Annotated in this window: 20 protein-coding genes; 17 read left to right on the top strand and 3 right to left on the bottom strand. The window is 38.9% G+C overall.

All coding sequences use genetic code 11. From position 1 onward, the window contains the following. Positions 1-36: 36 nt before the first annotated feature. The 3 genes from ACFQ4X_RS11545 to mltG all read left to right on the top strand — a co-directional run bounded on the left by ACFQ4X_RS11545 (position 37) and on the right by mltG (position 3,007). A complete protein-coding gene (locus tag ACFQ4X_RS11545) occupies positions 37-1,110 on the top strand; it encodes a M42 family metallopeptidase (RefSeq protein WP_379835267.1) in 1,074 nt (357 codons plus the stop codon). A gap of 13 nt (positions 1,111-1,123) precedes the next feature. Beyond that, positions 1,124-1,636 (top strand): DUF84 family protein, encoded by a 513-nt coding sequence (locus ACFQ4X_RS11540; RefSeq protein ID WP_379835266.1) that lies wholly within the window; start codon positions 1,124-1,126, stop codon positions 1,634-1,636. A 345-nt stretch (positions 1,637-1,981) separates the two neighbouring features. Continuing rightward, positions 1,982-3,007, top strand: a complete 1,026-nt coding sequence (gene mltG, locus ACFQ4X_RS11535; RefSeq protein ID WP_379835264.1) for an endolytic transglycosylase MltG — start codon at positions 1,982-1,984, stop codon at positions 3,005-3,007. A gap of 40 nt (positions 3,008-3,047) precedes the next feature. Here mltG and ACFQ4X_RS11530 read toward each other — a convergent pair whose 3' ends face one another. Continuing rightward, positions 3,048-5,216, bottom strand: coding sequence for a methyl-accepting chemotaxis protein (locus ACFQ4X_RS11530; RefSeq protein ID WP_379835263.1), 2,169 nt, complete (start codon positions 5,214-5,216; stop codon positions 3,048-3,050). A 169-nt stretch (positions 5,217-5,385) separates the two neighbouring features. On the opposite strand from ACFQ4X_RS11530, the gene ACFQ4X_RS11525 reads away from it, so the two are divergent. From ACFQ4X_RS11525 to murC, 8 genes are all read left to right on the top strand, one after another. Next, positions 5,386-6,393, top strand: a complete 1,008-nt coding sequence (locus tag ACFQ4X_RS11525; RefSeq protein ID WP_379835261.1) for a PTS transporter subunit IIC — start codon at positions 5,386-5,388, stop codon at positions 6,391-6,393. Between the two features lie 13 nt (positions 6,394-6,406). After that, entirely contained in the window at positions 6,407-6,733 is a 327-nt protein-coding gene (locus ACFQ4X_RS11520) for a thioredoxin family protein (protein ID WP_379835259.1), read from the top strand. Between the two features lie 63 nt (positions 6,734-6,796). Continuing rightward, positions 6,797-7,222: a preQ(1) synthase gene (gene queF, locus ACFQ4X_RS11515; protein ID WP_066291750.1), complete on the top strand. Its 426-nt coding sequence runs from the start codon at positions 6,797-6,799 to the stop codon at positions 7,220-7,222. A gap of 69 nt (positions 7,223-7,291) precedes the next feature. Then, complete coding sequence (locus ACFQ4X_RS11510) at positions 7,292-8,104, top strand: DUF1444 family protein (protein ID WP_379835257.1); 813 nt, start codon at positions 7,292-7,294, stop codon at positions 8,102-8,104. A 156-nt stretch (positions 8,105-8,260) separates the two neighbouring features. Continuing rightward, positions 8,261-10,870, top strand: coding sequence for a DNA translocase FtsK (locus ACFQ4X_RS11505; RefSeq protein ID WP_379835255.1), 2,610 nt, complete (start codon positions 8,261-8,263; stop codon positions 10,868-10,870). Between the two features lie 152 nt (positions 10,871-11,022). Continuing rightward, entirely contained in the window at positions 11,023-11,172 is a 150-nt protein-coding gene (locus tag ACFQ4X_RS11500) for a hypothetical protein (protein WP_379835254.1), read from the top strand. A gap of 93 nt (positions 11,173-11,265) precedes the next feature. Further along, the gene (locus ACFQ4X_RS11495) at positions 11,266-12,363 is read left to right on the top strand and encodes a nicotinate phosphoribosyltransferase (protein ID WP_379835252.1); all 1,098 of its coding nucleotides are present in this window, start codon (positions 11,266-11,268) and stop codon (positions 12,361-12,363) included. Positions 12,364-12,595: 232 nt separating this feature from the next. After that, positions 12,596-13,903: a UDP-N-acetylmuramate--L-alanine ligase gene (gene murC, locus ACFQ4X_RS11490; RefSeq protein WP_379835250.1), complete on the top strand. Its 1,308-nt coding sequence runs from the start codon at positions 12,596-12,598 to the stop codon at positions 13,901-13,903. Between the two features lie 463 nt (positions 13,904-14,366). Here the strand turns inward: murC and ACFQ4X_RS11485 are convergent, their stop codons facing one another. Then, a complete protein-coding gene (locus ACFQ4X_RS11485; protein ID WP_379835248.1) occupies positions 14,367-15,479 on the bottom strand; it encodes an aminopeptidase in 1,113 nt (370 codons plus the stop codon). Between the two features lie 177 nt (positions 15,480-15,656). On the opposite strand from ACFQ4X_RS11485, the gene ACFQ4X_RS11480 reads away from it, so the two are divergent. The 3 genes from ACFQ4X_RS11480 to ytxJ all read left to right on the top strand — a co-directional run bounded on the left by ACFQ4X_RS11480 (position 15,657) and on the right by ytxJ (position 16,955). Further along, on the top strand, positions 15,657-16,112 hold the full coding sequence (locus tag ACFQ4X_RS11480; protein WP_066291735.1) for a DUF948 domain-containing protein: 456 nt from the start codon (positions 15,657-15,659) through the stop codon (positions 16,110-16,112). Then, entirely contained in the window at positions 16,113-16,535 is a 423-nt protein-coding gene (locus ACFQ4X_RS11475; protein ID WP_379835247.1) for a YtxH domain-containing protein, read from the top strand. It abuts the gene before it with no gap. An 81-nt stretch (positions 16,536-16,616) separates the two neighbouring features. Next, a complete protein-coding gene (gene ytxJ, locus ACFQ4X_RS11470) occupies positions 16,617-16,955 on the top strand; it encodes a bacillithiol system redox-active protein YtxJ (RefSeq protein WP_379835245.1) in 339 nt (112 codons plus the stop codon). Between the two features lie 24 nt (positions 16,956-16,979). Here ytxJ and ACFQ4X_RS11465 read toward each other — a convergent pair whose 3' ends face one another. Then, entirely contained in the window at positions 16,980-19,133 is a 2,154-nt protein-coding gene (locus ACFQ4X_RS11465; RefSeq protein ID WP_379835243.1) for a cell division protein FtsA, read from the bottom strand. Positions 19,134-19,261: 128 nt separating this feature from the next. On the opposite strand from ACFQ4X_RS11465, the gene ACFQ4X_RS11460 reads away from it, so the two are divergent. From ACFQ4X_RS11460 to ACFQ4X_RS11450, 3 genes are all read left to right on the top strand, one after another. Next, complete coding sequence (locus ACFQ4X_RS11460; RefSeq protein ID WP_379835241.1) at positions 19,262-20,350, top strand: bifunctional 3-deoxy-7-phosphoheptulonate synthase/chorismate mutase; 1,089 nt, start codon at positions 19,262-19,264, stop codon at positions 20,348-20,350. Between the two features lie 244 nt (positions 20,351-20,594). Continuing rightward, positions 20,595-21,593 carry a catabolite control protein A gene (gene ccpA / locus ACFQ4X_RS11455; protein WP_379835239.1) on the top strand — a complete coding sequence of 333 codons (999 nt, stop codon included), beginning with the start codon at positions 20,595-20,597 and terminating at the stop codon, positions 21,591-21,593. Between the two features lie 247 nt (positions 21,594-21,840). Next, entirely contained in the window at positions 21,841-22,542 is a 702-nt protein-coding gene (locus ACFQ4X_RS11450) for a 5'-methylthioadenosine/adenosylhomocysteine nucleosidase (RefSeq protein ID WP_379835237.1), read from the top strand. Positions 22,543-22,726 lie beyond the last annotated feature (184 nt).

Raw genomic sequence — 22,726 nt, 5'->3', positions numbered from 1 at the left:
TGTACATAGGATTATTTAGAAGGGGTTGTTTTCATTATGAATAAAGAAACACTCGCATTGTTTAAAACGTTAACCGAGATGCCTGCTGCACCAGGATTTGAAAGAGATCTTCGCAAGTTTGTCCGCCAGGAAATCGAACCAGTTTCTGATGAAATTATTCAAGACGGACTAGGGAGCATTTTCGGAGTTAAAAAGGGTAACGGCGGACCTAAGATCATGGTTGCCGGTCATATGGATGAAGTAGGTTTTATGGTTACAAAAATTACGAAGAACGGGATGCTTAAATTTCAGGAATTGGGAGGCTGGTGGAGCCAAGTTCTTTTGGCACAGCGTGTAAATATATACACAGATTCTGGAGAAGTTATCACAGGGATTATTGGATCAACCCCTCCGCATCTGCTTTCCGAGGATCAGCGCAATAGACCGATGAGCATTAAGAATATGTATATTGATATCGGAGCAGATGATGATAAAGATGCTTATAACATGGGAGTCAGACCGGGTCAGCAAATCGTTCCAATCTGCCCATTCACTCCGATGGCGAACCCTAAGAAGATTATGGCAAAAGCTTGGGACAACCGTTATGGTGTAGGTCTCGCAATTGAATTGTTAAAAGAATTAAAAGATGAAAATCTTCCAAACGAACTTTACAGTGGTGCGACAGTACAGGAAGAAGTAGGACTTAGAGGATCAAAGACAGCTGCGAACTTAATTCAGCCGGATTTGTTCTTTGCACTTGATGCGAGTCCCGCAAATGACATGATGGGTGATAAAAGTGAATTTGGCCAGCTTGGAAAAGGGGCTTTATTAAGAATCCTAGACAGAACAATGGTTACACACAGAGGGATGAAAGAATTTATTCTAGATACGGCTGAAACAAATAATATTCCTTATCAATATTTTATCTCTCAGGGTGGAACAGATGCTGGAAGTGTACACGTTTCAGGAAACGGTGTACCATCTGCTGTAATTGGTATTTGTTCCCGTTATATTCATACACATGCTTCAATCATTCATATCGATGATTATGCAGCGGCAAAAGAATTGCTGGTTAAATTAATTAAAACTGCCGATGCTTCCACGCTTCAAACAATCTTGGAAAACAGTTAAGGATGAATGTTTAATGAAAATTGGAATTGGGTCGTCCAATCCCGCAAAAATTAAAGCTGCCAATGCGTTTTTAAACTATTTTGAGAATGCGGAACTTGCTGTTTTTTCTTCTGATTCACTCGTTTCTTCACAGCCATTTTCTGATGAGGAAACGAAGACAGGTGCAGTCAATCGTGCAAAAGATTGTGTACAACAAGGTGCTGTAATCGGTCTTGGTTTTGAAGGTGGAGTAATGGAAATGGAAGATGGCATGTATTTGAGTAATTGGGGAGCGGTCGCGGATAGACAAGGAAATATCCTAACTGCCGCTGGGGCCAGAATCTTGCTTCCACCTCCAATAGTTGAGGGATTGCGCCAAGGCAAGGAACTCGGACAGCTTATGGGAGAATGGACGAATGATCCAGAAATCAGGAAAAAGGATGGAGCAATCGGCGTATTTACAGCTGGACTTCTATCCAGAGGCGAAATGTTTTCTCATATTGCAACAATCCTATTAGGTCAGTATGTGTATATGAATAATAAGTAAAGGAAGTGTCTCATTTTGAGGCACTTCTTTTTATTTAAAGGCTGTTTTCGCAAACTTTGTTGTTCTTGAAAGTGGTTAATTTCCGTTCCAGGATGCTCGCTTTCCGCGAGGCGTGTGGTGAGCCTCCTCGGCGCTTTGCGCCATTGCGAGTCTCACCTGTCCCGCTGATCATCCCACAGGAGTCTCGTACCTTGCACTCCAATTAACTTACCAATGAAGAGAATAAAAAATATGGTCCAAAAGCAACAATCTTTTAGACAAGAGCCTTTAGAAAAGACCCATTCAAAAAGAATGATTTACAGTGTTCTGGGCAGATTAGAAACAAAAATGTGAGGCGGATTTACTTTGAACACACTGTTGAAGAGAATTTTACTAGTCTCTCTAATCGTTCTTGCCTGTTTCTCAGTATGGATAGGATATGAGACACGGCCTGTAGAAGGCAGGGCAGAAAAGCCTTTTATTCTTAAAGAGAAGAATGATTTTCAAAAATTAGCTGAGAATTTAGAGCAAGAAGGATTCATAAAAAATAAGCTTCTTTTTTCTATCTATGGAACGATAACAGGTGAAGACTCTGAGATTGTTGCAGGTGAACATACATTAAAATATGGTTCAGACTACAAAGAATTGTTAGCAGATCTTTCTACATTGGATAGGGAAACAGAAGCTGTTGAAATGATTATTCCAGAAGGGATTACTGTCATAGAGATTGCTGACAGGTTAAGTAAAAAGGGTATCACTTCGAGAGATGAATTTATAAAAACAGCAAAGACGTGGGATAATTTAAGGGAAGATCAACTGGAGATATTACAGTTAGAAGATAAAAAACTGAAGAAGGGAACAAAATATGCGATGGAAGGTATTTTGTTTCCAGATACTTATTTCTTTGAAAAACAACTTGATGCTGCAGAAGTAATCCGTCAAATGACAGATCGTTTTATTGAAAAAACAGAATCTATTGATATAAAAACTGATCAAACACCGTATGAGTGGGTAACACTTGCTTCAATCATTGAAAAAGAAGCCTTATTGAATAAAGAAAAGCCTATGATAGCAGGGGTTTTTATGAACAGAATTCAAGATAGCAAAAAGCTTCAATCCTGTTCAACAGTCCAGTATTTACTGGATAAACCTAAAGCAACGCTGCGCAGAAAAGACTTAAAGATAAAAAGTCCATACAATACTTATTTAAATGATGGACTGCCGCCTGGACCGATTGCCAGCCCTGATCTTCAGTCGTTAAAAGCGGCCGCAGATCCTGAGAAACATGATTATTATTACTTTGTAGCCAAACAGGACGGTACATGGAGTCATTATTTCTCAAAAACATACAAGGAACATCGTAAATACACGAATTTAAGCGGGAATTATTAAGAGGGTGCCTCACCATGAGACACCCTCTTAATAAGTCGTACTATTTTTGATTCTCATCCTTAAAATCTGAAGGAATCTCACTTTCTGTATTTGGTTCCTTTTCAATCATCTCTTTTTCAAAGGAATCAGATTCTTCAGTGAGTTCTTTTTCTTCGTAAACTGTGTCTTCTTCAGAAAAATCATCTTCGTATTCTTCTGCTGTTGCTGCAGCTTCTTGGTATTCTTCCATAAACTCGATTTCTTCTTCAACAGCCAACGTTTCACCTAAACTGAATTGATCGACTTCTTGCTGAAGTGTTAGAGCAATTTCCTGCAATTCAGTGGCAGCCAGGTTAACTTGGTGAATCGCTTCTTTTTGATGGACACTAGAAGCACTTACTTGTTCACTTGTTGCAACAGATTCTTCTGAAATTGCACTTACCTCGAACAATTTTTCTGATAAGTTTTCATTTGCAGATTCAACACGGCCGATAGCACCTTTCACTTGAGTGATTCTGCCGTTTATCTTTGAAACATTATGAATGATGCTTGTAAAAGCTTGTTCTGTTTGTTGTACAGAAATTTGCTGATCGTTTCTGTATTGTTCAAAACGAACTGTTTCTTTTGATAATAATTCCATCTGGCTTGTCATTGATTTTACAAGCTGCTGAATTCTAAGTGCCTCATTTTTAGATCGTTCTGCAAGCTTTCTAACTTCACTTGCTACTACAGAGAAACCTCGGCCAGCTTCACCTGCTCTTGCAGATTCAATGGCAGCATTTAATGCAAGGAGGTCTGTGCTGCCCGCAATTTCCTGAATGGTTTCCACGATAGAATTAATTTGTTTAGACTGCTGAGAAGCATGCTGAATTTCAGATATTAAGCTCTGAGCCAGTTCCAAAAATTGTTCAGAATGCGTATTAAGTCTCTTTACAGTATCAGAGCCAGCCTTACCGTCGTTTTCAGCTTTTTGGGCATCCAGTGAAATTTCATCACTTATCGTCGCTGTTTCTTTGATGGATTCAGTAACTCCAGATAATAAAACGGTACATTCATGTAGGTGATCTGCCTGGCTTTGAGCACCTGTTGCTACTTGGGAGATAGCTTCTGTTACTTCATCACTTTGTGCTGTTGTTTCTTCAGATACAGCTGCAAGATTTTGAGAAGAACTTGTAAGCTTTTCAGCAGCATTCTTTACTTCGTTCATGGATTTTTGCATCTTTTCTGCCATTGCATTAAAGGTATGAGCAAGGTCTGCCATTTCGTCTTTTGCTGAAGTATGTACACGGTAAGAGAGGTCACCTTCACCGATAATGGTAGCACCTTCTTTTAGTACAGAAATAGAAGATTGTATGGAGCGCAGCAGCCATACACCGATAACTCCTAAAATACCAAGAATGATTACACTAAGTGCTATTAAGCAGATTGTCAGCCAGAATTTAACCGATTTTTGCTTTTCTGAGAGAGCTGTATTTTCCTTTTGTAAGGACTTTTCAGCATCTGAAGTAGATTGATCTACCACTCCAGCAATTTTTTCAAATGTTTTTATGTCATCTTCGATTCGCTTTGTGATCGTTTGTATGGAATCTGCAGAATTTGTGTACTTTAATAGTTTTGATTTAAAGTTTGATAATTGATCTGCAGGTATATTTTTTGTATCCAGCATTTGGTCGAATGCAACTGCACTTTCTTTAAAGTTCTTTACCGAAGTGCTGTCGTATTTAATATGAACATCTTTTTCATACGTTTGCATTTGAAGCAAGTTTACGAGTAAAGCCTGATCATTCATTGTTTTTACTGTTCCAGCAAACTCATCAGAAGTTTCTGCCATCATCTGTTTTAATGAATTAAGCTGGCTGGTTAGCCCAGTTGCAGATTCAAATGATGTTTGATAAGCAGTTAAATCGCTCTCAATTCCTTTGATGGATTTATCTCCAGTCTCTTTTGCGAGCTTGCTTGTTTCGTTCTGCAATGTCTTTAAATAAGTAAGAACGTTCTGTTTGGAGTCTGCGCTTGGAGTGCGCAGGTATTCTTGTTCCATTTTGCGTACTTCATTAAATGAACTTCGAATATTGCTGCTTGAAAGAAATGCACTTTGCACACTTTCTCTTTCATTTTCCATTTGTGAATTCTGCCATAAAAATAAACCGATAAATGCAAGTAATACTATCATTCCGGCTAAACTGATAAGAAGCATCAGCTGAACTCTTTTTCGTATCGTCATGTTCATATGTATTCCCCCCTGCAATTTTATCGGCTTTTTTTTAAGTTTTTAAAGTTTTTCTATAAAAGATAATGAAAGAGACTCAATGTTGTATACATGTGTCTTTACACCCGGGTGAAACAAGATATAATGTGATAGTGTTATGTTTTTAAACTAGAATTAAAGGAGTAAAATCATGCGGGATTTTTTACATAAAAAAGGGATAAGTTTGTCTCCAAAGGTTTATTTCATTACAGGCTTTCAATATTTCGCTCTTGGGTTGATGGCTTCCCTTATCGTTGGACTGATTTTTAAAACCATAGGGGAGCAGCTGTCTATTCCGTTTTTTGTTAAAATGGGACAATTAGCTATGACATTAATGGGACCAGTTATTGGTACGGCGGTTGCTTATGGATTAAAGGCACCACCTCTTGTCCTCTTTTCAGCTGGAATTGCAGGGGCAGCAGGGGCTGAACTTGGAAGTGTTGCAGGCTGTTTTGCAGCTGCTCTAATCGCGGTTGAGATTGGAAAAATAGTATCGGGTGAAACCAAGTTTGATATATTAGTCACTCCTGCTGTAACCATTTTAACCGGTTATAGTGTGGCTGCTTTTGTAGGACCGGGCATCGATCAATTCATGAAAACATTTGGACAGCTGGTTATGTGGTCTACTGAGCAAAGACCTTTAATAATGGGAATATTAGTTGCTTTATTATTAGGTCTTGCTTTAACAGGGCCCATCTCATCTGCGGCTATCGCAATGATGTTAGGACTCGAAGGTATTGCAGCTGGTGCCGCAACAATCGGCTGTGCTGCGCAAATGATTGGCTTTGCCACGAGCAGTTATAGGGAAAATGGCTTTGGAGGCTGGTTAACACAAGGGATCGGCACATCCAAGCTTCAGTTTCCAAATGTCGTGAAAAATCCTTACATCCTAATTCCTCCAACAATTGCAGGGATAATCCTGGCTCCGATAGGAACGATGTATTTTAAAATGGAAAATATTCCAGCTGGCGCTGGGATGGGGACAAGCGGACTGGTTGGTCAGATTATGACACTCAGGACTATGGGCTTTACCTTTGAAACATTTCTTGCTATATTTATTTTGCATTTTGCAGGCCCTATAATAATTAGTCTGCTGTTATCAGAGTGGCTGAGAAAGACTGGCCGGATAAAATTCGGTGATATGAAACTGAATCAATAAGGAGCTGCTAAAAATGGAGAATATTAAATCAATCGAACAATTTCGTGAAACGATAAAATCTGGTGTAACTGTAGCTGTTTTCTCTGCAGATTGGTGCCCGGATTGTGTTGTTATTAAACCAATCCTTCCTGAGCTAGAGGAAGAATATTCAAACTATAACTTTGTCTATGCAGACCGGGATGAACTAATCGAATTATGCCAGGAGCTGGATATCTTCGGAATTCCTAGTTTTGTAGCATTTAAAGACGGACATGAGATCGGCCGGTATGTGAATAAAGAGAGAAAAACAAAAGAGCAGATCACAGCCTTTTTAGAGGAATTAAATATCCAAAACAAATAGGATAAAAGGGTATGTTATAATAGCGATATAGCGATTTTTATAATTGAAGGGAAGTATTTCAGTATGGCAAAAGTTGAGGTAAATCACAGTAAATATGAAGGGATTCGTTTTGATATACAAGATGAGAACGTTATTTTAGTAGATATCTTAGAAACGATTCCATTCGAATATGCAGGTAAAGAAACAATGGTTACGATTCCGACAACAGAATTTACTTCTGTATGTCCATGGTCAGGACTTCCGGATTTTGCAGATATTATTATCAGCTATATTCCGAACAAAGATTTAGTTGAGATGAAGTCTTTAAAATATTATTTAACATCTTACAGAAACGTAGGAATCTATCAAGAACATGCAACCAACCGCATTAAAGAGGATTTGGTAGAACTTTTAAAACCTAAATATTTAAAAGTTACTGGGAACTGGAATGCACGCGGCGGACTAGGAACTGAAGTAGTAGTAGAATATAAAGAAGATAGCAGCAACTAAATGAAAACCTCCTTTTGGAGGTTTTTCACGTTAATATACTTTTTCATTTAACGAAAGGAGGCGGTCGGTTTGAGCAATACGATTAAATTAAAAAAGGCATTGGAACAAAAACTCTCAAATCCTGAACGAGAAATTACGTATATGAGAGAAGAAGAAACGTTGAGAGTACAAGATACGCAAACAGGTAAAGGGGTTTCTCTTTCTTTAGGCGGACTTAGTGCGAAATGGGATAAAGAAAAAGATCAGCTTTTAGAGGAGCTCGTCTATTATGTTGAGGAAGGCTTAAAAGCCGCTCGTCTATCTGCTGATGAAGAGTCTCTTTCACGTATTTTTCCTGTTATCCGGTCAGCATCATTTCCTGCTGAAACACCAGAGGGTGAAAAGCTCTTCTATCAGGAACACACTGCAGAAACCAGAATTTATTATGCTTTAGACCTAGGCAAAACTTATAAACTTTTGACGAATCATAAGATGAGGGAATTAAATTTAGAGGAGTCTCAGGTTGTTGATGCTGCAAGATTTAATGTGAAGCGGCTGTCAACAGACTATAAGCAGGACCAGGTAGCCGGAAATACTTTTTTCTTCTTAAATCATAATGATGGGTATGATGCGAGCAGGATTCTGAATATAAGTTTCTTAGAAGATATGAAGAAGCGTATATCGGGTGAGATGGCTGTAGCTGTACCTCATCAGGATGTATTAATTCTTGCTGATATTCAAAATAAGCAGGGGTATGACATATTGGCGCAAATGGCTATGCAATTTTTCATGAATGGCCGCGTACCAGTAACTGCTTTACCATTTATCTATGAGAATAAAGAACTTGAACCAGTCTTTATTTTAGCGAAAAATAAGCCGGTAGAAGATGAAACGAACGAGTAATCAGTAAATGTATGTTGCTAAATAAAAGCCGCTAGAACATTCTAGTGGTTTTTATTCTTCTTTTTAGGGCGTATGTGCTCAAATAAATATTTATACTATTGTTTCTCTTCTATTTTCGCTACAATAAAGAAACAACCAACAGAAATAGGTGAGAAAATGAGTTGGATAAAAAAATTAATGAATACATTTTTTGATGATGATAATGAGGATGAATCCTTATATGAAAAAGAAGAGCAGTCTGTAAAAAAACAGCCTGCAGATGTCAAAGGCACTCCAACGCATAAGCCGGTCAGAACACCAGCTTTTAAAAACAGCGGGAGAAAGCCTGTTCAACCGAACAATCAGCATTCTGCCAAAATGCTGCATAAGTATCCTGAGAACGGTCCTTTCCGGTTCCCGGTCATACCTGATGAAAAAACAAGTCAAAAAGCTCCAGTCCAGCGAAATACATATCAGCCAAGAGAAAACAGTTTTGAAAAAGAGCAGGTAGTGCGCAGAGAAGAAAGAGCGGCTCGAAGCGAAAGCCGAAGATCACCCTCTTCGACTTCTAGTCAAATGAGACAAGAACCAAAACGTCCTGCTTTTAAAGCTACACACGTTCCATCGCCGGTTTATGGTTTTGAGAAGAATAAAAACTCACAAAAGCCAACAAACGATGCAAAAGATTCGGTTTCAGAGGTAAAATCAAGGTTTACTCCTACTGATGTGCCCTCACCTGTCTATGGCTATGGAAAGCGGAAACCTGAAGGGATTTTATTTATTGGCAGAGACATACCGCCAAAGAACTCGATTGCGGAAGAACTTTTGAAATCAGTAGATGAAGCACTTCCTGCAGCACCTGAAGAAATTGTTTCTGTTTCAGAAGAAATTAGAGAAAGTGCTGTATTGGATCCTGTAACTCCTGATGAAGATTTTGTGGATCAAGAACTAATTGTTCAAGAAACCCGAGGAGTAGAATTAGAACCTCTAGTGGAATTAGAACAAGAACAAGAAATGATTACTGAGAAAACACAAGTTTTCCATCAGGAAGAAGTGCCAGTGATCTTTGAAGAGCCAGTTCAGCAGGAAGAAAAAATAAATGGCTTAAATGAGTTTTCTTCTACTGAAGCTGGACCAGTTCAGCAAGAAAGAATCGAACAAGAGAGACCAGTACAAAAAGAATCAGCTGCAGTTATAAAACGTGAAACACCAAGAAGCGGCGGACAGTATGTTCCTTTTAATGTGCTGATGCTTAAAAAGGACAGACAAACAAGCGTGTCCCAGCTTAAAAAAGAACAAACAACAGTGAGAACTCAACCACCTGAATTTCATACAAGACCAGAAAGAGCGGTAAATGAGAACAAGCAGCTATTTGTTCCATTATCATTTTTAAATAAGGCGGCTGTTTCACTAGAAGACGATGATATTTGGCTGAATGAACAAAAACATACTCTTCAGTCAACCTTGGATAATTTTAATGTGAATGCAAAAGTTGTTCACATGACGAAAGGGCCCGCTGTAACTAGATTTGAAGTTCAGCCGGCACCGGGAGTCAAGGTTAACAAGATTACGAATTTAACGGATGACATTAAGTTAAGTCTTGCTGCAAGGGATATCCGTATTGAAGCGCCAATACCTGGTAAAAACGCAATAGGTATTGAAGTGCCGAATCAGCATAGCAGGGCGGTATTCTTACGTGAAATTATTGAACATGAGGTGTTCAGAGACTCAGCTTCGTCTTTAACAGTTGCTTTAGGTCTTGATATTTCTGGAGCTCCTGTTGTAACAGATCTGCAAAAGATGCCGCACGGTTTGATTGCAGGTGCCACAGGCTCAGGAAAGAGTGTCTGCATTAACTCGATTTTAGTAAGCTTGTTATATAAAGCGAAACCAGATGAAGTAAGGCTGCTGCTCGTTGACCCTAAAATGGTTGAACTTGCACCTTACAATCATATTCCTCATCTTGTTACACCGGTTATAACCGATGCAAAAGAAGCAACTGCCGCTTTGAAATGGGCTGTTGAAGAAATGGAAAGACGTTACGAAGAGTTTGCTAAAACCGGTGTCAGAGAGATCAAACGCTATAACGAAAAGATGGAGCAGGAGCGACTCTATCAGAACAAGATGCCTTATATTGTAGTTGTCATTGATGAGCTTGCTGATCTAATGATGGTTTCTCCACAGGAAGTAGAAGAAGCCATCTGCCGAATTGCCCAAAAGGCTAGAGCTTGCGGTATTCATCTGCTTCTCGCGACTCAGCGGCCATCAGTTGATGTTATTACTGGTTTGATCAAAGCGAATGTGCCGACACGAACAGCATTTGCAGTATCATCTGCTATTGATTCACGAACGATTTTAGATATGAGCGGTGCTGAACGTTTATTAGGCCGCGGTGATATGCTATTTATGGAAAACGGATCGAATAAAGCAGTCCGTATTCAAGGTACCTTCGTTTCGGATGAAGAGATCGAGGAAGTAACGCGATATGTGAAAGAAGAATATAAAACAGATTATCTATTTACACGTGAGGAACTGATTCAGCATCAGCAAACGACGGAGGTTGAAGATGAGCTTTTTGAAGAAGCATGCTACTATGTGATTGAAGTAGGGGCAGCGTCTTCTTCCAGTCTGCAGCGCAGGTTTAGAATCGGCTATAACCGAGCAGCAAGACTTGTTGATATGATGGAGAGCTTCGGATTAGTTTCTGAAACGATGGGAAGCAAACCAAGACATGTCCTTCTTACACAAGAGGAATTAGAGAATCGTTTATACAGTCAAGTAGATTAAAGATGGCTGATTTTGCAAACTTTGTTGTTATTGGAAGTAGTTGATTTCCGCTCCAGGATGCTCGCTTTCCGCGGGGCGTGCGGTGAGCCTCCCTATCGCTTCGCGCTGACGGGGTCTCACCTGTCCCGCTAATCCCGCAGGAGTCTCGCACCTTGCGCTCCAATCAACTTGTCAACGAAGTGTTTTCGCAAAAAGATCATAGAAAAGAGTCTTATAGACAGATTAAACTGGCGGACAATCCGCCAGTTTTTCTATTTTCCGGTGAATGTTCTGCATCCAATGAAGAAGCCCATCATAAATGATTTTCTTGAGTTATTGGGACTTGTCGGCTATTATAGTGTGGGGAATAGTTCCCTTCTGTTATTAACCATGAAAAAGTCATGAGGAGTAAATAGATGAAAGAAATAGAATTAAAGCTGCAGGGAAAAATTAAGCGGCTGACGAATAAAACATTTAAATTTGATGAACGGATCGGAGAGGGATGGTTCTCTGCTGTTTATTTTCTTAAAACATGTGAAATAGTAGAATCGTTTAAACCTGATAATGTGGTAACCATGCAATTTTTTCAAAAAAGCGAGGCTGTATTATGCGGTTCAGATGAGGCAATCGCTCTTATAAAGACGTTCGCTAAAGATCCTGACTCCTTAGAAATCTATTCGCTGAAAGATGGCGATAAAATTTCTCCTTTTGAAACAGTGCTCACTATTAAAGGACCCTATCAGAATTTTGGCTTTCTCGAAGGGATGATTGATGGAATCCTAGCCAGAAGAACGTCGGTAGCTACGAATGTTTATAATGTAGTTAAAGCTGCGAGCAAATCCGGTATCCAAAAGCCTGTAATTTTTATGGGTGACAGAGATGATCACTTTGCTCAGCAGGCTGGTGATGGATATGCTTCCTATATTGGTGGCTCAACTGCACAAGCTACACATGCTATGAACGAATGGTGGGGCAAAAAAGGTATGGGTACTATGCCTCATGCTCTTATACAAATTTTTAATGGCGATATTGTTGAAGCTACTAAAGCATACCATGCAAAATATCCGGAAGACGATCTTATCTCACTTGTCGATTACAACAACGATGTAATTACAGATGCTCTAAAGGTAGCGAGAGAGTTTGGGGAAACGCTAAAAGGGGTAAGGGTTGATACTTCCCGTACGATGGTCGACCAATACTTTTTTAGAAACCCAGACGTGCTTGGTTCTTTTGATCCAAGAGGCGTTAACCCCGAGTTAATATTTGCACTTCGTAAAGCTCTGGATGAAGAAGGCTTTCAGCATGTGAAAATCGTTGTAAGCGGCGGATTCAAAAAAGAAAGAATCGAACAATTTGAAGAGCAAAAGGTTCCAGTAGATATTTATGGTGTAGGCAGTAATCTATTAAAGATCAATATTGGATTTACAGGCGACAATGTCCTAATGCATGACAATCATCAAGCAAAAGCAGGAAGAATCTATCGACATAATCCAAGACTTGAACGTGTAGAATAGGTTTGGATTAAATATTCATTTTTTTGGTGAAGTTATAGGAAGGTATTCTTTTAATATCGGACTATTAGAATCTTATCATCTGTCTATCATGGTGATGAAACTTTATTTTTGCTATAATGGTTCAAGTATTTGAATCAGCCTGTGATTTGTAAGATATAACCATTCAAGTAATCAGGCATATAATAATACAAATAGGCCTTTTAGAAGGTGTTCTTTTTGTGGAGGGCTTTACATGACACAATACCATTTTATTGGAATTAAAGGGACAGGAATGAGCCCGTTGGCACAAATCCTTCATGACATGGGTCATGATGTACAAGGATCTGATATTACTCAATACATTTTTACGCAGTCAGCGCTGGAAGAGAGAAATATTCCTGTTTTACCGTTTGACAAAAATAACATTCAAGAGGGTCAGACCATTATTGCAGGTAATGCATTTGGGGAGCAGCATGAAGAAATTCAAGCTGCAAATGAAAAGAATATACCGATCCACAGGTATCATCATTTTCTTGGTGAATTTCTTTCTAACTTCACTTCTATCGCCGTTACAGGTTCACACGGAAAAACTTCAACGACAGGACTGCTTGCACATGTAGTAGGAGCAGCAAAGCCTACTTCTTTCCTAATTGGAGATGGAACCGGAAAAGGCAGCATGGACAGTGAATACTTTGTGTTTGAATCGTGTGAATACCGAAGACATTTTCTTTCATATGAACCTGACTATGCAATCATTACAAACATCGACTTTGATCACCCTGATTACTTTTCTGACTTGAACGATGTAATCAGCGCATTCCAACAGATGGCGATGCAAGTGAAAAAAGCGATTATCGCATGCGGAGATGATGCAAATCTTCAACAAATACATGCTCAAGTTCCCGTTGTATTTTACGGATTTGAAGATCATAATGATTTTCAGGCTAAAAACATTCAACGCGGAGATGAAGGTACGACTTTTGATGTATTTGTGCGCAATACCTTTTATGGTACGTTCCAGATTCCTGGATACGGAACTCATAATGTATTGAATGCATTAGCAGTTATCGCGATTTGTCATTACGAAACACTGCCAATGGATATTATTAAAGAGCAGTTAAAGAGCTTTGCAGGTGTGAAGCGCAGATTTTCAGAAAAGGCAGTTGGCGATCAAATCTTGATTGACGACTATGCACATCATCCGACTGAAATTAAAGTTACAATTGAAGCTACAAAATATAAGTATAAAAATCGTGAAGTGGTTGCTATTTTCCAGCCGCATACGTTTACCCGCACAAAAACTTTCCTGGATGAATTTGCAGAGAGCCTGAGCGAAGCAGACCATGTATACCTTTGTGATATATTTGGTTCCGCAAGAGAAAATGCAGGTAATCTCTCAATCGATAATCTTAAAGAAAAGATTCCTAATGCGGAGCTTATATCAGAAGATACCATCGATGTTCTTAAGAAATTCGATAATGGTGTACTTCTGTTCATGGGAGCTGGTGACATTCAAAAGTTCCAAAGAGCATACGAAGAAGCACTTACAGCAACTCCATAAAAGAAAAAAGAAGCTGACCCATAAGATAAAACTTTATGGTGTCAGCTTTTTTTGGATTAAGATTTAAAGGCAACGCGTGAAACACAAAGCAATTGGCGTGGGGCTAGCAATGTTCTGCGTGAACACACAAGTTTTTGCGCGAACGTGTAACAAATAAAAGAACACGTACCGTAATATTCAGCTATCTATTAGAAAGACTTTTCTCTAAAAGCTTTTTGCTTTGAATAATTTTGTTCCATTCTCTTTTTTGACACGTTGATTGGAGTGCAAGGTGCGAGACTCCTACGGGACGAGTGTGACAGGTGAGCCTCCTAACGGCGCAAAGCGCTAGGAGGCTCACCGCACACCCCGTGGAAAGCGAGCAACCTGGAACGGAAATCAACTACTTCCAAAAGCAACAAAGTTTTCGAAAACAGCCACTAGAAAAGACCGCCTAAATTAACTTTAGGCGGTCCCATTTATATTACTTTAAGTTCTCTGGATTCAACTGTTCAAGCTCTGGCAATACGAAAACACCATCTTTACGGATTAAAACATCATCAAAATATATTTCTCCACCGCCGTAATCAGGGCGCTGAATCATTACCATATCCCAGTGAATGTTAGATTCATTTCCGTTATAAGCTTCTTCATACGCTTGACCTGGTGTGAAGTGGAAACTTCCGTCGATTTTCTCATCAAATAAGATATCTTTCATCGGGTGTTTAATAAATGGATTTACACCGATTGCAAATTCACCAACATAACGAGAACCTTCATCAGTATCAAAGATTTTGTTGATACGCTCTGAATCGTTTGCTGTAGCCTTTACAATTTTTCCATTTTCAAAAGTCAATTGTACATTTTCAAATGTGAAGCCATTGTAAGGTGAAGGAGTATTATAAGAAATCGTTCCGTTTACTGAATCCTTAACAGGAGCTGTAAATACCTCTCCATCAGGAATATTGTTCTGTCCCGAACACTTGATAGATGGAATATCTTTAATAGAGAACGACAGGTCTGTTCCTGGTCCCGTAATACGAACTTTATCTGTTTTATCCATTAAATCTTTTAGTGCAGTCATTGCTTCATCCATCTTGCCGTAATCAAGGTTGCAGACTTCAAAATAGAAATCCTCAAATGCTTCAGTACTCATGCTGGCTGATTGTGCCATTGATGCATTTGGATAACGAAGAACACACCATTTTGTTTTCTTTATACGAATCTTGCGGTGCATTGCAAAGATTGTTTTTTCATAGAGTGCCATCTTTTCAGAAGGAACATCTGACATTTCATTGATGTTGTCACCTGAACGCAAGCCGATATAAGCATCCATCTGGCTCATTAGCTCACCTTCGTGCTTTGCAATCATCTCCATTTGTTCATCAGATGCTTGTGTATACTGTGCACGCATTACTGAATGATCCTTTAGTAATACAAATGGATATCCACCAGCAGCATATGCTTCCTGTACTAATGCATTTACTAATTCTTTTTGCAGTCCAAAGTTTTCAATAAGAACCTTCTCACCATGTTGTAAGTTTACCGAGTATGTAATCAAGTTTTTTGCGAGTTGCTGAATTCGCGGATCTCTCATGTTGAATAATCCCCCTATATATATTTAATATCTTCTTTATTTTAACTTAATTTAAACAATTTGTAATGTTCTATTAAAGGAATTTAGCTTTAAGCCAAGAATACTTAATAAAACACGTTTCCTTTGATAAAAACTCGGGAAAAGCAAATAATATACTTTCAGGAGGTGTCTCGTATAATGGAAACCATTATTTCAATCAGTGTAGCTATTATTGCAGTAGCATTTGTTGTACTCGTTTATTTTTTGTCAAGAGCTCTAAAGTCCTTGCAAATAACCCTCGATAATGTCGCGGTAACGCTTGGAAGTCTGGAAAAACAACTGGACGGCGTGACGCGCGAGACAACCGATTTGTTACATAAAACAAACCAGTTAGCCGAGGATGTTCAAAAGAAATCTGATTCTTTAAATCACGTTTTCTCTGCAGTACAGGATTTTGGTCAATCTGTTCAAAAGGTGAACCAATCTGTCCGTAAAGTTACTGACCAGATCACGGTAGAAACAGAGCGGCAGTCTAAGCAAATATCGCAAGCGGTTCAATGGGGGAATGCAGCATTGAATTTATGGGAGAAATATAAGCTCAAAAAATCCAATGTTGATTCAGCAACAAACCAATATTCAAGAGGAGGAGTGTAAATGAGCAACAACAATAACAACAATCAAAACATTGACAGCAAGGATTTTATGATCGGTGCTCTCGTTGGAGGAATGTTAGGGGCGGCGGCAGCATTATTACTTGCTCCTAAAGCAGGAAAAGAGTTGCGAAGTGATTTAAATGAACAAGCTGTGTATTTAAAGGATAAAAGTAACGAGTTTTCTCATTTAGCTCGTGAGAAATCCTCAAATATTGTACGTACTGTTTCCGAGCAATCGAATCAAGTAGCTACAAGAGTTAAAGATTTAACTTCCAACCTGCGCAAAGACATTGATAAATGGCGTGCAAAAGAAGAAGAGAATGCGTCCGAATTGTATGGTGAAATTACAGACGATATCCAGGACGAAAAGCAATTAGATTATGATCCTGCAAATGAGCAAGAATTAGTAGAGCAAAAATATTGATAAGTAAATAACAAATATGAAAAGATAAGAAAAAGAATCTGATTCTTTTTCTTGTCTTTTTATTATGGAGGTAGATTATTAATGTCACTTATTCAACTGCAAAATGAACAGGATTGGAATTTAGTTAAGGAGCAAAAAAAACGTATCATTATTATGAAGAACAGCACTACATGTCCTGTTAGTCATGAAGCGTTTAAAGAATACCAAAAATTCGCTTCTGAAAATGAAGAAGAAACGCTATATTACTTAAATGTTCAAGACTCCAGACCGCTCTCTAATCTAATTGCGGAAAAAACAGGAGTAAAGCATGAATCACCACAAGTACTTATTTTTGAAGATGATACAGTCGTTTGGCATGATTCACACTGGAATATCACAAATAAAAAATTGACTCAGGCAAATGAAAAAACAAAAGCGTAGCAGTTAGACTGCTGCGCTTTTTCTTTAAATAAGAACCTCGAACTTTAATTCTAAAACATCTCCTGTTTCAATTTCTGTTTGAAAGCCTGCTTTTTCTTTGTTTTTTAATATGACTAATGTTTCACCTGGCCGTGGGGAAATCGTAATATCAACCTTTGTAAAAATATCCTGAAAAATAAAAGGCTGCTGTTTTGTTTTTTCCATATTAAGTTCGTCATTTGGATAAAGAACTGAATCTTCCATAAGTGACTCACCATTACGGTAGAACTTGAATAAAGACCTGGTCATTGATACTTCTTCATTATTAAATGTGACCGAACAGGATTGAAGAAGATTTAATTGAAGAACATCAAGTAAATCTTTTAAGGTTACCTTCTTGTCTTTATCTGCTTCAAAAGTGAGATGATCACCATCGTTCCAGTTTGATCCTCTATCCATGACGCAGCCGTTTAAATAAGTGGAATTATTTATACTGCTGGACAAAAGGATTGGCTTGCCGTCAACTTTTATAGAAAATGAAGAGTTGTTGTCGATAAGGTGCAATCCTTTTAACTCTAGGATTTCTTCTATAGTACCAGGAAAATAAGAAATAAGTTCATCACGGTCATTTAATAGAGTTTCAGGTGTAACAGATTGATGATTGACATAATATTGCGTTTCGATGGTTGTTGGTTCCCCATCAATAACGATCGTTTTGATTAAATGTTCTTGAACGGCTTCTTTTGTGGCAATAGAGGCATTTGCTCCATTTATACCTGCTTTATAGGAAATAACAGCTCCGTCAAAAATTTCATGCGAAAGAGAAGCTTCCTTTCCGCTCATAATAATTTGCGGTGGAGTGCCAAGACCGCCTTTAAACATTTTTACTTCCCCATTGACCTTGATCATCAGCCCCATACCAGGTCTTCCATATAGCTTAGAAAGGTCAGCGCCGCCAGCTATCAGTGCATCCCCAATCGTTAGCTTTTTCACTTCGAATAACCTTATCGTTTTTTCGTTAACAATGACGGTTACATATTTAACAGGATTTTCTCTTGCTGCTATCCCAATTCCAACAGGGGTAACAAATTCAGGACCGGTCTGTTCAATGGATGAAGTAAGTGATGTTATCGCATCAATACCGCGGATAGCTGCACGTTCTGTAGGTAAATTAAGCTTTTCGGCAATTTTCTCACGCAGTCCTGGTGTCATACTTCCTCCGCCGACAAGCATGACAGCTTGTGGTGGTTTTGCATTCAGATGAAGAATTTCTTTCGTTATTTTTTCAGCAAGATTATCAATAGCTGGGTGTATTTTTTCAAGAACTTCGAATTTAGGTTTCTTTGAAGAAAATCCTAAAATATCGGTATATTCCACGAAATCATTTTTGTATAGGGAACGCTTCATTTCTTCAGCTACCGGAAAATCCAATAGAAATTCTGAGCTGATCGCTTCAGTGATTTCATCCCCTGCTACAGGAACCATACCATAAGCCACAACAGTACCTTCAGCAGTTAAAGCTATATCAGATGTTCCTGCCCCTATGTCAACGAGAGCCACATTTAATTTCCTCATAGATTGGGGTATCAGTACATTGATTGCTGCAATAGGCTCAAGTGTTAAAGCTTCCATCTCAAGATCTGCTTCTCGTAAAGCTCTAATTAAGGATTCTACAACCACTCTTGGGAGAAAAGTTGCGATGACCTCTACTGAAGCTGTTAAACCTTGCTGACCGATAAAGCTTCCGATTTCTTGATCATCCAGGTAATAATGAAGAACCGAATATCCTACACAATCGTAGATGTGATTAGATTTTTCATCCAGCATGCTAGCCAGCTGGAACTGGGCATGCTGAACGGCAGCAAGCTCCATATGTATAACTTCTTCTTGCATTGATACAGCAACTGTTGATATGTCTCTTTCTGATCTGCCTTTAACTGTTTTTAATGCTCGTCCTGCAGCAGCGACACAAACTTTTTGGAGCGGTCCAGTTTCCATTTCAAGCTGTTCTTTAATTTTTTTAATAACTTTAGCAACTGCAGGTATATGATGGATTTGTCCATCCAGCATAGAACGCTCTTCATGTTCCATGACTTTCATATGCAAAACTTCATATTTTCCATCAGAATGCTGCTTTAATATCATACCGACAACTGAGCGAGTGCCGATATCCAGTGCAAATAAAAGATTTTTGTCCACGAAGGCACCTCTTTTTGATACGATAGACGTAAGGAATTGTTTAAACGATTTAAGCTGATAATTTTATAGCCTAATTATTAGAAATGTATCACATTTTTTACATTTTATAAATACAGAGGTGTATATAGATGAATCATCCAGAATTAAACACATTACGGACTGAGCTTGATGAAATTAATAAAGAGCTTTTGGAGCTAATCAGTAAACGCGGCGAGCTTGTTCAGAAGATCGGAAAGATTAAGACCGCACAAGGCATGAAAAAATATGACCCTGTACGAGAAAGACACATGCTGAACTTAATTGCATCAGAAAATGAGGGTCCGTTTGAAACAGCTACAATGCAGCACCTTTTCAAAGAAATATTTAAAGCAGGTCTGGAACTGCAAGAAGACGATCATAGAAAAGCGCTGCTCGTTTCCAGAAAACAGCGATCACAGGATACTGTTATATCGGTAAAAGGGACTGAAATCGGAAGCGGAAGTCCGATTCTAATTGCGGGTCCTTGTGCTGTAGAAAGCTATGAACAAACAGCAGAAGTAGCCCAAGCTGTAACGGACAATGGTTTGAGAATTCTTCGTGGCGGGGCGTTTAAACCTCGTACTTCTCCATACGATTTTCAAGGGCTTGGTATTGATGGGCTGAAAATATTAAAAAAAGTTGCAGATGAGTACAACTGTGCAGTAATCAGTGAAATCGTTCATCCAGATGATTTAGAAATGGCTTCTGAGTATTTGGATGTCATCCAAATCGGTGCAAGAAATATGCAAAACTACGAATTACTTAAAGCGGCAGGGAAAATAGACAAGCCTATTCTTTTAAAAAGAGGGTTATCTGCTACGATCGAAGAGTTTATCAATTCAGCTGAGTATATCATGTCTCAAGGAAACGGCCAGATCATCCTTTGTGAGAGAGGAATCCGTACCTATGAAAGAGCAACTCGAAACACGCTGGATATAACAGCTGTTCCAATTCTAAAACAAGAAACACATCTTCCTGTATTTGTAGATGTTACACATTCTACAGGGAGAAAGGATCTGCTTCTTCCTGCGGCTAAAGCAGCATTAGCAATTGGAGCTGATGGAGTAATGGCTGAAGTACATCCTGATCCTGCAGTGGCTTTATCAGATGCAGCACAGCAAATGAACATTAGCGAGTTTGAAAAGTTCGTTAGTGAACTTGTTAAAACAGGCTTTATTAAAATGAATCAGATGGTATAGAGTGTTTCGACTAGCCGGCAGCAAATAACGCTGCCGGTATTTATTATGTTTCAAAACTAAAAGAGAGTATGATAAACCCTAATTTCGCCAAAAATAAGCAAAATAGGTATGTTTTCTTTTAAAATCATTTCAATTATTGAATAAATCGTGAAACATGCTCCTATTCGTTGCCTACTTTACTACTTTATCGTATGATATTAGCATTCATAGCTGTCGGACATGCAGTAAAAAAGGAGGACTTTTTTTGAATACAACAATTTATGATGTGGCACGCGAGGCAGGCGTTTCAATGGCAACGGTTTCACGTGTTGTTAATGGAAACCCAAACGTTAAGCCATCTACCCGTAAAAAGGTATTAGAAGCAATTGAAAGATTAGGCTATCGCCCTAACGCAGTAGCAAGAGGACTAGCAAGTAAAAAAACTACGACTGTAGGGGTTATCATCCCAGATATCTCAAGTATCTTCTTTGCTGAATTAGCAAGGGGTATTGAAGATATTGCGACGATGTATAAATACAATATTATTTTATGTAACTCTGATCAGAACAAAGAAAAAGAAATCCATCTGTTGAACACACTGCTTGGAAAACAAGTAGATGGAATTGTGTTCATGGGCGGAAAGATTACAGAAGAGCATGTAGAAGAGTTCAAGCGTGCTCCGGTTCCGATTGTTATGGCAGCAACGGTGGACATGAACGAAGAAGTTCCTTCAGTTAATATCGATTATGAAAATGCTGTTTACGAAGCAGTTACAAACCTTCTTGAAAAAGGACACTCATCTGTCGCTATGGTGACAGGACCTCTAGAGGATCCAATCAACGGTTACTATAAGTTTAACGGCTACCGAAAAGCGTTAGAAGAACACGGGAAAAAAGTGGATGAGAGCCAAGTTTTTGTCGGTGAATACACGTACGATTCAGGTATTGAAGCTGTCGAGTCTTTCCTTGACAGCGGTAATAAACCATCTGCTATTTTTGTAGGAACAGACGAAATGGCTTTAGGTGTTATTCATGGCGCCCAGGATCGCGGTTTAAAGGTTCCTGAAGATATTGAAGTTATTGGATTCGATAATACCAGACTTGCGACTATGGTTCGTCCAACCCTTTCAACAGTCGTACAGCCTATGTATGATATCGGAGCGGTAGCAATGAGATTGCTGACAAAGTTAATGAACAAAGAAACGGTGGAAGAACACACTGTTGTATTGCCTCATCGTATTCAATTTAGAGATTCTACAAAATAGAGGATTTTTTTCAAAAGATTGTTGCTAGGGCATTTTTTATCCTCTTCATTGAAAGTTGATTGGAGTGCAAGGTGCGAGACTCCTGCGGGATCAGCGGGACAGGTGAGACCCCGCCAGTGCAAAGCGCTAGGGAGGCTCACCGCACGCCCCGCGGAAAGCGAGCATCCTGGAACGGAAATCAACTACTTTCAAAGTAACAAATTTTGCGAAAACAGCCAAATAAAGACGATTTGATGAGGTGGGAGAATTGAGAATTGGTATTATCGGTGCAATGGATGAAGAAATCGTATATATGAAAGAAGCACTTGATATATATGGGGAAAGCATTTTCGCACAAAATAAATTTTATGAGGGCACACATCATAATAAAGAGGTAGTACTCTGTAAATCAGGTGTAGGTAAAGTTAATGCAGCGATTACTACACAGATTCTGATCGACAGATTCCAAGTTACTCACATCCTATTCACTGGTGTTGCTGGTGCACTTGACCCTGTTCTTGAAGTCGGGGATATCGTCATTTCTTCGAGCGCGATGCAGCATGATATCGATGCATCTGCATTGAGTCCTGATTTTCCAAAGGGAACAATTCCTATGTTTGCCTTTGATTCTGAGTTTAAAGCGGATGAGAAGCTTGTTAAACTGGCAGAGACAGCGGCTGAAAATCTTTCAGGACCACAAGTAAAGGTTGGCAAAGTATTAAGCGGTGATCAGTTCATTGCAGATCGTGAGCTGGTGGAAATTTACCGTACACTGTTTAATGGATCTTGCATCGAGATGGAAGGATCGGCTGTAGCTCAAGCTTGCTTCTTAAACGAGGTACCATTTGTTATTATTCGCTCCATCTCAGATAAAGCAAACGGTGAAGCTCCGGCAAGCTTTGGAGAATTTACCGCACTTGCAGCAAGGCGTTCATCTGATATGGTTGAATCTATTATAGAATCCATATAAAATTATACAGCTGGCTCAACATAGGCATATATCTGGCCAAGTTGAGCCAGTTTTTTTGATATGGAACGTTTCTATATTGCAGAAGGAATACGATACTTTGTCGAAAATCGTTTATTGTTAAAATAACGTGCGATTATCAATAATTGACATAGAATAGTATTCAAAAAGGAGGACTCGCTGCAGA

This window comes from Fictibacillus halophilus, from assembly GCF_042680145.1.
Taxonomy (GTDB): Bacteria; Bacillota; Bacilli; order Bacillales; family Fictibacillaceae; genus Fictibacillus; species Fictibacillus halophilus_A.
Note: the sequence above shows the minus strand (reverse complement) of the source record. Positions and strands in the feature narration are given on the sequence as shown.

Bases quoted from the DNA above. Each gene is read 5' to 3' on its own strand.
- ACFQ4X_RS11475 (WP_379835247.1), top strand. From the start codon at position 16,113: ATGAGCAACAACAATAACAACAATCAAAACATTGACAGCAAGGATTTT.
- queF (WP_066291750.1), top strand. From the start codon at position 6,797: ATGGCAAAAGTTGAGGTAAATCACAGTAAATATGAAGGGATTCGTTTT.
- ACFQ4X_RS11460 (WP_379835241.1), top strand. From the start codon at position 19,262: ATGAATCATCCAGAATTAAACACATTACGGACTGAGCTTGATGAAATT.
- ACFQ4X_RS11505 (WP_379835255.1), top strand. From the start codon at position 8,261: ATGAGTTGGATAAAAAAATTAATGAATACATTTTTTGATGATGATAAT.
- ACFQ4X_RS11485 (WP_379835248.1), bottom strand. From the start codon at position 15,479: ATGAGAGATCCGCGAATTCAGCAACTCGCAAAAAACTTGATTACATAC.
- ACFQ4X_RS11480 (WP_066291735.1), top strand. From the start codon at position 15,657: ATGGAAACCATTATTTCAATCAGTGTAGCTATTATTGCAGTAGCATTT.
- murC (WP_379835250.1), top strand. From the start codon at position 12,596: ATGACACAATACCATTTTATTGGAATTAAAGGGACAGGAATGAGCCCG.
- ACFQ4X_RS11545 (WP_379835267.1), top strand. From the start codon at position 37: ATGAATAAAGAAACACTCGCATTGTTTAAAACGTTAACCGAGATGCCT.
- ytxJ (WP_379835245.1), top strand. From the start codon at position 16,617: ATGTCACTTATTCAACTGCAAAATGAACAGGATTGGAATTTAGTTAAG.
- ACFQ4X_RS11540 (WP_379835266.1), top strand. From the start codon at position 1,124: ATGAAAATTGGAATTGGGTCGTCCAATCCCGCAAAAATTAAAGCTGCC.
- ACFQ4X_RS11525 (WP_379835261.1), top strand. From the start codon at position 5,386: ATGCGGGATTTTTTACATAAAAAAGGGATAAGTTTGTCTCCAAAGGTT.
- ACFQ4X_RS11495 (WP_379835252.1), top strand. From the start codon at position 11,266: ATGAAAGAAATAGAATTAAAGCTGCAGGGAAAAATTAAGCGGCTGACG.
- ACFQ4X_RS11530 (WP_379835263.1), bottom strand. From the start codon at position 5,216: ATGAACATGACGATACGAAAAAGAGTTCAGCTGATGCTTCTTATCAGT.
- ACFQ4X_RS11520 (WP_379835259.1), top strand. From the start codon at position 6,407: ATGGAGAATATTAAATCAATCGAACAATTTCGTGAAACGATAAAATCT.